Origin of the sequence: Microcella alkalica (assembly GCF_014137945.1) — a bacterium.
GTDB lineage: Bacteria > Actinomycetota > Actinomycetes > Actinomycetales > Microbacteriaceae > Microcella > Microcella alkalica.
The window spans coordinates 643,997-653,414 of sequence record NZ_JACGWX010000001.1 but is presented as its reverse complement, the minus strand read 5'-3'; the positions used below and the strand labels follow the sequence as shown (position 1 = coordinate 653,414).

10 protein-coding genes are annotated in these 9,418 nt (G+C 70.0%); 1 reads left to right on the top strand and 9 read right to left on the bottom strand.

Annotated elements, in window-relative coordinates; translation table 11 throughout:
• Positions 1-12: 12 nt before the first annotated feature.
• From ruvB to thrS, 9 genes are all read right to left on the bottom strand, one after another.
• Complete coding sequence (gene ruvB, locus FHX53_RS03145) at positions 13-1,029, bottom strand: Holliday junction branch migration DNA helicase RuvB (RefSeq protein WP_182489868.1); 1,017 nt, start codon at positions 1,027-1,029, stop codon at positions 13-15.
• A complete protein-coding gene (gene ruvA / locus FHX53_RS03140) occupies positions 1,026-1,670 on the bottom strand; it encodes a Holliday junction branch migration protein RuvA (protein WP_182489867.1) in 645 nt (214 codons plus the stop codon). The genes ruvB and ruvA overlap by 4 nt, the downstream gene beginning before the upstream one ends.
• Positions 1,667-2,245, bottom strand: a complete 579-nt coding sequence (gene ruvC, locus FHX53_RS03135; RefSeq protein WP_182489866.1) for a crossover junction endodeoxyribonuclease RuvC — start codon at positions 2,243-2,245, stop codon at positions 1,667-1,669. Before ruvC ends, ruvA begins: the two co-directional genes overlap by 4 nt.
• A 9-nt stretch (positions 2,246-2,254) precedes the next feature.
• Positions 2,255-3,019 (bottom strand): YebC/PmpR family DNA-binding transcriptional regulator, encoded by a 765-nt coding sequence (locus FHX53_RS03130; protein ID WP_182489865.1) that lies wholly within the window; start codon positions 3,017-3,019, stop codon positions 2,255-2,257.
• 36 nt (positions 3,020-3,055) lie between these two features.
• Positions 3,056-3,679, bottom strand: a complete 624-nt coding sequence (locus FHX53_RS03125) for a hypothetical protein (RefSeq protein ID WP_182489864.1) — start codon at positions 3,677-3,679, stop codon at positions 3,056-3,058.
• A gap of 25 nt (positions 3,680-3,704) precedes the next feature.
• On the bottom strand, positions 3,705-4,319 hold the full coding sequence (pdxT, locus tag FHX53_RS03120) for a pyridoxal 5'-phosphate synthase glutaminase subunit PdxT (RefSeq protein WP_182489863.1): 615 nt from the start codon (positions 4,317-4,319) through the stop codon (positions 3,705-3,707).
• Entirely contained in the window at positions 4,309-5,211 is a 903-nt protein-coding gene (pdxS, locus tag FHX53_RS03115; RefSeq protein WP_182489862.1) for a pyridoxal 5'-phosphate synthase lyase subunit PdxS, read from the bottom strand. Before pdxS ends, pdxT begins: the two co-directional genes overlap by 11 nt.
• 78 nt (positions 5,212-5,289) lie before the next feature.
• Positions 5,290-5,877 carry an HIT family protein gene (locus tag FHX53_RS03110; protein ID WP_182489861.1) on the bottom strand — a complete coding sequence of 196 codons (588 nt, stop codon included), beginning with the start codon at positions 5,875-5,877 and terminating at the stop codon, positions 5,290-5,292.
• A gap of 14 nt (positions 5,878-5,891) precedes the next feature.
• A complete protein-coding gene (gene thrS / locus FHX53_RS03105; protein WP_220476160.1) occupies positions 5,892-7,799 on the bottom strand; it encodes a threonine--tRNA ligase in 1,908 nt (635 codons plus the stop codon).
• Positions 7,800-8,205: 406 nt separating this feature from the next.
• On the opposite strand from thrS, the gene FHX53_RS03100 reads away from it, so the two are divergent.
• Entirely contained in the window at positions 8,206-9,357 is a 1,152-nt protein-coding gene (locus FHX53_RS03100) for a tyrosine-type recombinase/integrase (protein WP_182489859.1), read from the top strand.
• Positions 9,358-9,418: the final 61 nt, after the last annotated feature.

Here is a 9,418-nt window from a genome sequence, read left to right as displayed (position 1 = left end):
AGCCTCGCACAACTATAGGTCATCCGCGGGGGCCGACCGGGGCTGGCGCCCGAGGTGCCGCCAGGCCTCAGCCGTGGCGACGCGCCCCCGCGGAGTACGCGCGATGAGCCCCGTCCTGACGAGGAACGGCTCGACGACGGCCTCGATCGTCTCGGCCTCCTCTCCCACGGAGACGGCGAGCGTCGAGAGCCCGACGGGTCCCCCGTCGAAGCGCTCGACGATCGCCTGGAGGACGGCGCGGTCGAGGCGGTCGAGACCCTGCTCGTCGACGTCGTAGAGGTCGAGGGCAGCGCGCACGGCGGTCGTGTCCGCCCGTCCGCCGTGGACGAGGGCGAAGTCGCGCACGCGACGCAGGAGCCGGTTGGCGATGCGCGGGGTGCCTCGGCTGCGCCCGGAGATCTCGCGCAGGGCATCCGTGTCGATATCGAGGCGGATGAGGACGGCCGCGCGCTCCAGCACGAGGTGCAGCTCGGCGGGCTCGTAGAACTCGAGGTGGGCGGTGAAGCCGAAGCGGTCGCGCAGCGGGTTGGGAAGCAGGCCCGAGCGGGTCGTCGCGCCCACGAGCGTGAACGGGGCGAGCTCGAGCGGGATGCTCGTGGCGCCTGCGCCCTTGCCGACCATGATATCGACGCGGTAGTCCTCCATCGCGAGATAGAGCATCTCCTCCGCCGAGCGGGCCATGCGGTGGATCTCGTCGATGAACAGCACCTCGCCGGGGACCAGCGACGACAGCACCGCGGCGAGATCGCCCGCGTGCTGGATGGCAGGGCCGCTCGTCATGCGAAGCGGGCGCTGGCCCTCGTGCGCGACGATCATCGCGAGCGTCGTCTTGCCGAGCCCGGGAGGGCCGGCGAGCAGGATGTGGTCGGGCGCCCGGTTCTGCAGGGTCGCGGCCTCGAGCAGCAGCTGCAGCTGCCGACGCACCTTCTGCTGCCCGACGAACTCGTCGAGGCTCTGCGGGCGCAGGGCGCCCTCGAAGGCGAGCTCGGATTCGCTCTCGGGCGTGGCGCGCAGGATGTCGTCGCTCACGCGCTCCTCCCCCGCTCATCCGGCCGGGCGGCGCGCGGGCCGAGCTGCGCGAGCGCGCGGCGCAGCAGCACGGGCAGGGGGCTGCGCTCGGTCGACGGCTCGGCCGCGATGACGGCCTCGGCGGCCTCGACGGCGGAGCGCTCGGGCCAGCCGAGCCCCGTGAGCGCCTCGACGAGCGCGAGCGTCGTCGCGTCGTCGCCCGTCGGCGCGGTCGCCCCACGGGTGGCCGGCGCGCCCGTGGGCGCCGTGATCTTCCCCGCGAGCGAGACGACGATGAGCTTGGCGGTCTTCGGTCCGATGCCGCTCACCTTCCGGAACGGCGCGTCGTCGTCGTCGTGGATGGCGCGCGCGATCGCGACGGGCTCCATCTGCCCGAGCACGCCGAGCGCCGACTTGGGGCCGACGCCGGAGACCGTGCGCAGCAAATCGAACAGGTGCAGCTCGGCCTCGTCGACGAAGCCGAAGAGGCTCACGTCGTCCTCGCGGACGACCATCGCGGTATGCAGGAGCACGCGGTCATCGACGCGCAGCTCGCGCGCGCACCTCTCGGTCACGGCGACCGCGTAGCCGACCCCGGAGACCTCGAGCACGGCACGGCCGAGGCCGAGCGCGATGACGGTTCCGCGCAGAGAGGCGATCACCCGTCGAGCCTAGGGGTGGCCGCCGACTTCTCGGCCGCGCGCCACGCGCGCTGCGCCGGCGTGAGCGCGTCTCCCCCGCCGAGCTCCAGCGCCGAGACCGCGCCCCTTCGCCAGCCGTGGCAGATGGCGAGGGCGAGGGCGTCGGCGGCGTCCGCGGGAGTGGGAGGGGCATCCAGCCGCAGGATGCGCTGCACCATCGCGGTGACCTGCTTCTTGTCGGCGGCGCCGTGCCCGGTGACGGCCGCCTTGACCTCGCTCGGAGTGTGGAGGGCGACCCCGAGCCCGCGCGCCGCCGCGGCGTGCAGCACGACGCCGCTCGCCTGCGCCGTTCCCATGACGGTGCGCACGTTGTGCTGCGCGAACACGCGCTCGAGGGCGACGACATCGGGCCGGTGCTCGTCGAGGAGCGCTGCGACCCCCTCGGCGATCGCGAGGACGCGCTGCTCGAGCGGCGTCGCCGGATTCGTGCGCACGACCGAGACGTGCACGAGGCTCGCCCGGCGCGTGGGGTCGATGTCGACGACGCCGATGCCGCAGCGCGTGAGGCCGGGGTCGACGCCGAGCACGCGCAGCACGAGCGCGCGCTACTCGTCGTCGGCGTCGAGCGCGGCGCGGACCTCGTCGGTGAGCGAGATGTTCGTGTACACGTTCTGCACGTCGTCGAGCTCGTCGAGCGCGTCGACGAGGCGGAAGACCTTCCGCGCCGTCTCGGCGTCGGTCTCGATCTGCACGCCCGCTACGAACTCGGCCTCGGCTGAGTCGTACTCGATGCCGGCCTCGGTGAGCGCGGTACGCGCGGCGAGCAGCTGAGAGGGGTCGGTGATGACCTCGAAGCCGCCGCCCTGGTCGATGACCTCCTCGGCGCCCGCGTCGAGCACGGCCATGAGGATGTCGTCCTCCGTGAGCCCGTCGGTCTTCGTGATCGAGATGACGCCCTTGCGGTGGAAGTTGTAGGCGACGCTGCCGGGGTCGGCCATCTGGCCGCCGTTGCGGGTCATTCCGGTGCGCACCTCGGCGGCGGCGCGGTTGCGGTTGTCGGTGAGGCACTCGATGAGCAGCGCGATGCCGCCGGCGCCGTAGCCCTCGTACATGATCGTCTGGTAGTCGACGGCGTCGCCCGTGAGCCCGGCGCCGCGCTTGATGGCGCGGTCGATGTTGTCGTTGGGGACGGAGGTCTTCTTAGCCTTCTGCACGGCGTCGACGAGGGTCGGGTTGCCGCTCATGTCGGCCCCGCCGATCTTGGCTGCGACCTCGATGTTCTTGATGAGCTTCGCGAACGACTTGGCACGGCGACTGTCGATGATCGCCTTCTTGTGCTTGGTCGTCGCCCACTTGGAATGGCCGGACATCTCGCTCCTCGTCGCTCTCGGGGACAGCACTCCAGTCTAGGGCAGGGCGTCAGGGAGGGCGGTCGGGAGGACGCCCGCGCGGCGCAGCTCGAGACCGGCGAGAGCGCGGACGACATCGGGCTCGCCCGCGCGCCAGGCGGCGCCCGGGTCTGGGTGGATGCTTTCGAGTGCACTCAGGGGCTGCCGCGCGAGGGCGCGCGCGGCGAGCGTCTCTGCGGTGAGACCCTGGCGGAGCATCCGTCTTACGAGGCCGGATCTGCGCGCGAACAGCACCCGCGGCAGCACCCAGAAGAGACCGATCACGAGCAGCGGCACGAGTGCGACGGCCCACCCCGCCCCGACGGCGATCGTCTCGACGAGCTCCTGCTGACCGCGTCCGGCGTCGGCGACGGCGCCGCCCGCTCCGGCCGCCGCATCGAGCGGGGCGCGGATGCCCTCGCCCACGAGCGGGATCGCCCCGAGCTGATCGCCCGCATCGCCCAGGCCCGTCGCGAAGGACTCCCCCGCCGCCTCGAGGTCGCGCCCGAAGGTGCTGAGCGCTCGGATCGCGGTCGTCACGCTCGCCGCGGCGACGATGACGAGGATGACCGCCGCGAGCCCGGCGAGGTCGGCGATGATCTGCCGCGTGCGCTGGGCCGGGTAGCTCGAGTACCAGTTCATGCCCCCATGGTGCCGGGCGGGAGCCCTACCGGGCGTGCGACGCGACCGAGTCGGCGACCTTCTGCAGGAATCGGGCGTGGAAGCGGTGCTCGCCCGTTACCTCCGGGTGGAAGCTCGTGCCCATGAGCGGCCCCTGCTCGACGGCGACGATGCGGCCGTCGTCGAGGCGCCCGATCACCTCCACGCCCTCGCCGACCGACTCGACCACGGGAGCGCGGATGAAGACCGCGTGCACGGGCTCGTCGCCGAGCTCGGGCATCGCGATGTCGGTCTCGAACGAGTCGAGCTGCGTGCCGAAGGCGTTCCGGCGCACGACGACGTCGAGCCCGCCGAGCGACTGCTGCCCGGCGATCGCGTCGCGGATCTCGTCGGCGAGCATGATGAGGCCGGCGCACGTGCCGTACACGGGCATCCCGTCGGCGATGCGGTCGCGCAACGACTGCTGGACGCCGAAGGCGCGGGCGAGCTTGTCGATGACGCTCGACTCGCCGCCGGGGATCACGAGACCATCGATCGCGGAGATCTCCTCCGGCCGGCGCACCGGGCGCGCGTCGGCACCCAGTGCGCGCAGCACCGCGAGGTGCTCGCGGACGTCGCCCTGAAGGGCGAGGACGCCGACGACCGGTGCGCTACCAGCCACGCTCGGCGAGGCGGTGCGGCGCGGGCAAGTCGGCGACGTTGATGCCGACCATGGCCTCGCCGAGACCGCGCGAGGCCTCTGCGACGACCGCGGGGTCGTCGTAGAAGGTCGTCGCCTTGACGATCGCGGCGGCACGCGCGGCGGGGTTGCCCGACTTGAACACGCCCGAGCCGACGAACACGCCGTCGGCACCGAGCTGCATCATGAGCGCGGCGTCGGCGGGCGTCGCGACGCCGCCGGCGGTGAAGAGCACGACGGGGAGCTTGCCGGTCTCGGCGATCTCGACGACGAGGTCGTAGGGGGCCTGGAGATCCTTCGCGGCGACGTAGAGCTCGTCCTTCGTCATCGACTTCAGGCGGTTGATCTCGGCCGAGATGGTGCGGATGTGCTTGGTGGCCTCGGAGACATCGCCCGTGCCGGCCTCGCCCTTCGAGCGGATCATCGCCGCGCCCTCGTTGATGCGGCGCAGCGCCTCGCCGAGGTTGGTCGCGCCGCAGACGAACGGCACCGTGAAGGGCAACTTGTCGATGTGATTGACGTAGTCGGCCGGGCTCAGGACCTCGGACTCGTCGATGTAGTCGACGCCGAGCGACTGGAGGATCTGCGCCTCGACGAAGTGGCCGATGCGCGCTTTCGCCATGACGGGGATCGAGACCGTCGCCATGATCTCCTCGATGAGGTCGGGGTCGCTCATGCGCGCGACGCCGCCCTGGGCGCGGATGTCCGCGGGGACGCGCTCGAGGGCCATGACGGCGACAGCGCCCGCGTCCTCCGCGATGCGCGCCTGCTCGGCGTCGATGACGTCCATGATGACGCCGCCCTTGAGCATCTCGGCCAGTCCGCGCTTGACGCGGCTCGTGCCGTGGATGCTCGTCGAAGAGGTCTCGCTCATTGCTGTGTTCCCTTTCTGGAAACGTATCGAAGGCGCGCGATACCGCGCGAAGGTGTCGTGGTGGGCGGCGGGTCGAGTCTACTCGGGCGAACCTGCGGGCCACGCGCGAGCGATCTCGTCGCGGACCTCTCCCAGCAGCCGAGGGACTGCCTTCGTCTGCGCGACGATCGGGAAGAAGTTCGAGTCCAGCGCCCACCGCGGCACGACGTGCTGGTGCAGGTGCGCGGCGATGCCGGCGCCCGCGATGCGGCCCTGGTTCATGCCGATGTTGAAGCCGTGGCAGCCGCTCGTCGAGGTGAGCACGCGCATCGCCGTCTGCGTGAGCTCGCCGATCTCGGCGACCTCCTGGGGGCTCGCCTCGTCGTACGTCGCGATGTGGCGGTACGGGCAGACGAGCAGGTGGCCGCTGTTGTAGGGGTACAAATTGAGCAGCACGTAGGCGGTCCGTCCCCGGGCGACGATGAGCGCCTGCTCGTCGTCGAGCTCGGGAGCGCGGCAGAACGGGCACGCGTCGCCGTCGGGCTGCTGGCCGTTCTCGATGTAGACGAGGCGGTGCGGCGTCCAGAGCCGCTGGAACGAGTCCGGCACGGCGGCGAACCCGGCCGATGACTCGGCCGCGACTCCGTCGATCGACGGGGCCACGGCATCCCCTGCGTTCCCGATCATGACAGGATGCTCGCCTACAGCTCGGCCGATCGCGAGCTGATTGCGCCCGTGATGCGCGCGACGACCTCGTCGACGGGGACGCCGTTGACCTGCGTGCCGTCGCGGAAGCGGAAGCTCACGGCACCCTTCGCGCGGTCCTCCTCGCCCGCGATGAGCAGGTACGGGACCTTCTGCATCGTGTGCGTGCGGATCTTCTTCTGCATTCGGTCATCGGTGCGGTCGAGATCGGCGCGCACTCCCTGCGCCCGCAACCGATCGATGACCTCCTGCAGGTAGGGCGCGAAGTCCTCCGCGACGGGGATGCCGACGACCTGCACGGGAGAGAGCCAGGCGGGGAACGCGCCCGCGTAGTGCTCGAGGAGGATGGCGAAGAAGCGCTCGATGGAGCCCAGCAACGCGCGGTGGATCATGATCGGGCGTTGGCGGGAGCCGTCGGAGGCGGCGTACTCGAGATCGAAGCGCTCGGGCTGATTGAAGTCCAGCTGCACGGTCGAGAGCTGCCAGGTGCGGCCGATCGCGTCGCGCGCCTGAACGGAAATCTTTGGCCCGTAGAACGCGGCGCCTCCCGGGTCGGCGACGAGCTCGAGGCCCGACTCGGAGGCGACCTCGCGGAGCGTCTCGGTCGCCTGCTCCCAGACGTCGTCGCTGCCGACGTACTTGTCGGGGTTCTTGGTCGACAGCTCGACGTAGAAGTCGTCGAGGCCGTACCCGCGCAGGGTCTCGAGCACGAATTCGAGCTGGCTCGCGACCTCGGCCTTCACCTGGTCGGGCGTGACGTAGATGTGCGCGTCGTCCTGCGTGAGGCCGCGCACGCGCGTGAGGCCCGAGAGCGTGCCGCTCTTCTCATAGCGGTAGACGGTGCCGAACTCGGCGAGGCGAAGCGGCAGCTCGCGGTAGCTGCGGCCGCGCGCGCGGAAGATCAGGTTGTGGAAGGGGCAGTTCATGGGCTTGAGGTAGTAGTTCTGCCCCTGCTTGGTGATGGTGCCCTCGGAGTCGCGCTCCTCGTCGAGGTGCATCGCCGGGAACATGCCCTCCTCGTACCACTGCAGGTGGCCGCTCGTCTCGAACAGCTGCCCCTTGGTGATGTGGGGCGAGTAGACGAGCTCGTAGCCGTTCTGAAGCAGGCGCTGGCGCATGTAGTTCTCGATCTCGGCGCGGATGACGCCGCCCTTGGGGTGGAAGACCGAGAGCCCGGATCCGATCTCGTCGGGGAAGGAGAACAGGTCGAGCTCGACGCCGAGCTTGCGGTGGTCGCGCTTGGCGGCCTCCTCCAGGCGCGATCGGTGCTCGCGCAGCTCGTCCTTGCTCGGCCACGCGGTGCCGTAGATGCGCTGCAGCTGCGGGTTCTTCTCCGACCCTCGCCAGTAGGCGGCGGCGACGCGCATGAGCGCCCAGCCGTTGCCGATCATGCGCGTGTTGGGCAGGTGCGGGCCGCGGCAGAGGTCCTTCCAGTGCACCTCGCCAGTCTTGGAGTCGACGTTGTCGTAGATCGTGAGCTCGGCGCCGCCGACCTCGACGCTCTCGCCGTCGGCACCGTCAGCGGCCGCGCCCTTGAGCCCGATGAGCTCGAGCTTGTACGGCTCGTTCGCGAGCTCGGCGCGCGCCTCGTCCTCGGTGACGACGCGGCGGATGAACCGCTGCCCCTGGCGGACGATGCGCTCCATCGCCTTGGCTAACGCGGCGAAGTCGTCGGTCGTGAACGGGGATGCGACGTCGAAGTCGTAGTAGAAGCCGTCGGTCACGGGCGGGCCGATTCCGAGCTTCGCCTCGGGGTTGATCGACTGCACGGCCTGCGCGAGGACGTGCGCGGCCGAGTGCCGGAGGATCGCGAGGCCGTCGGGGCTGCCGATCGTGACGGGCTCGACGCGCGTGCCGGCCTCGACGCGGCGGGCGAGGTCGCGCAGCTCGCCGTCGACGCGCATCGCGACGACGGAGCGGTCGGTGAAGAGCCCGAATCCGTCGGTCGTCGTCTCGGCCACGACCGCCTCGGGAACGGCGGTGGACGACTCGGCGGCGTGCTCGGACACGATGCTCCTCAGGTGGGGTGTGTGGGACCGCACCAGCCTACCGGCGGCGAAAACGCGACAACCCCCGCCGGGGCGGGGGCTGTTCTCGTGTATCTGGTCGTTCGCGTGGATCTGGTGGTGGGCGATACTGGGATCGAAACTGTATTCGCGTCACTGGTAGGTGTCCACGATTCCGCACGTTCTGTACGGATGTGAGCCTACATCTAGCGGAAACTGCCTGCGTGCTCTAGTGTCACTGTTGTTCAGGAATGGACGCAAGTGGACACCAGATATTGCACGATATTGCACGGACGGGAGCGACATGGCTGCGAAGCGGAAGGCGCGCGAGTCGTTCGGTGCTGTTCGCCGGCTCCCCTCCGGCCGCGTGCAAGCCTCCTACGTCGGCCCGGACGGAGTACGTCACACGGCTCCCCACACGTTCGACAACCTCACGGACGCTCGAGGCTGGCTGTCGACGCAGCGCTCCAAGATCGTTGAGGGCAAGTGGCAGTCACACGAAGCCGCCCGCATCGTCGCGGGCAAGTCCAAGGGCACGCTCGGCGACTACGCGACTACATGGCTGAACACCCGCACGAACCGTCACGGCGACCACCTGCGCCCCCGCACACGCTCCGAGTACGAACGGCTTCTCCGAACCACCCTCGCGCCGCTCACAGACATGCGGTTGAGTGCCCTCACTCCCGCCAAGGTTCGCGACTGGTACTCCGAGCAGATAGAAGCCGGGACGAAGACTCAGGCCGCGCGCTCCTATGGACTACTCAAGGCGATCATGGCGACCGCGGTAGAGGACGGGCGGATCGGTTTGAACCCGTGCCAGATACGCGGCGGGCACATGGCGTCGACGGGGAAGAAAGTTGACCCCCCGACCGCCCTCGAGCTTGCGACGATCGTGGAGCGGATCGCTGAGAAGTACCGAGCCGCGGTTCTGATCGCGGCGTGGGCGGGATGCCGGTACGGGGAACTGACAGAGCTGCGCCGGAAGGATCTGACGATCCTCGAGGACGGCGAAACGATCATCGTCAACATCTCACGCGCGGTGACGCATGTGCCCGGTCAGGGGTTCGTCGTCGGCGGCACCAAGTCCCTCGCGGGCGTACGCCAGATTGTCCTACCTCCCCACGTGAACGCGGCTGTCATGGCTCACCTGGCGAAGTTCGTTCCCGACTCCCCCAGCGCTCTGCTGTTCCCCGCATCTGACGGGGTTACGCACCTGGCGCAGTCCACCCTCGCAAAGTCGTTCTACCCGGCACGTGAGGCGGCTGGGCGACCCGACATGCCCTGGCACGCACTCCGCCACTACGGGGCCACAAAAGCGGCTCTGGCGGGCGCGACGCTGCGCGAGTTGCAGGAACGCATGGGGCACTCGACTGTCGCTGCGGCGATGAAGTATCAGCACACGGCTGGCCGTGATGCGGAGCTAGCGAAGCGAATGAGCGAGCTGGCGAACACGTAGCCGTCAACTGGCGGCACGAAAACGCCCCCGAGTCGCTGTAACGGCTCGAGGGCAGTCCATG

What these genes read in the sequence shown, in the direction of transcription:
- FHX53_RS03125 (WP_182489864.1), bottom strand. Translation starts at nt 3,679, where the DNA reads ATGAACTGGTACTCGAGCTACCCGGCCCAGCGCACGCGGCAGATCATC.
- FHX53_RS03100 (WP_182489859.1), top strand. Translation starts at nt 8,206, where the DNA reads ATGGCTGCGAAGCGGAAGGCGCGCGAGTCGTTCGGTGCTGTTCGCCGG.
- thrS (WP_220476160.1), bottom strand. Translation starts at nt 7,799, where the DNA reads ATGCGCGTCGACGGCGAGCTGCGCGACCTCGCCCGCCGCGTCGAGGCC.
- FHX53_RS03130 (WP_182489865.1), bottom strand. Translation starts at nt 3,019, where the DNA reads ATGTCCGGCCATTCCAAGTGGGCGACGACCAAGCACAAGAAGGCGATC.
- pdxS (WP_182489862.1), bottom strand. Translation starts at nt 5,211, where the DNA reads ATGAGCGAGACCTCTTCGACGAGCATCCACGGCACGAGCCGCGTCAAG.
- FHX53_RS03110 (WP_182489861.1), bottom strand. Translation starts at nt 5,877, where the DNA reads ATGATCGGGAACGCAGGGGATGCCGTGGCCCCGTCGATCGACGGAGTC.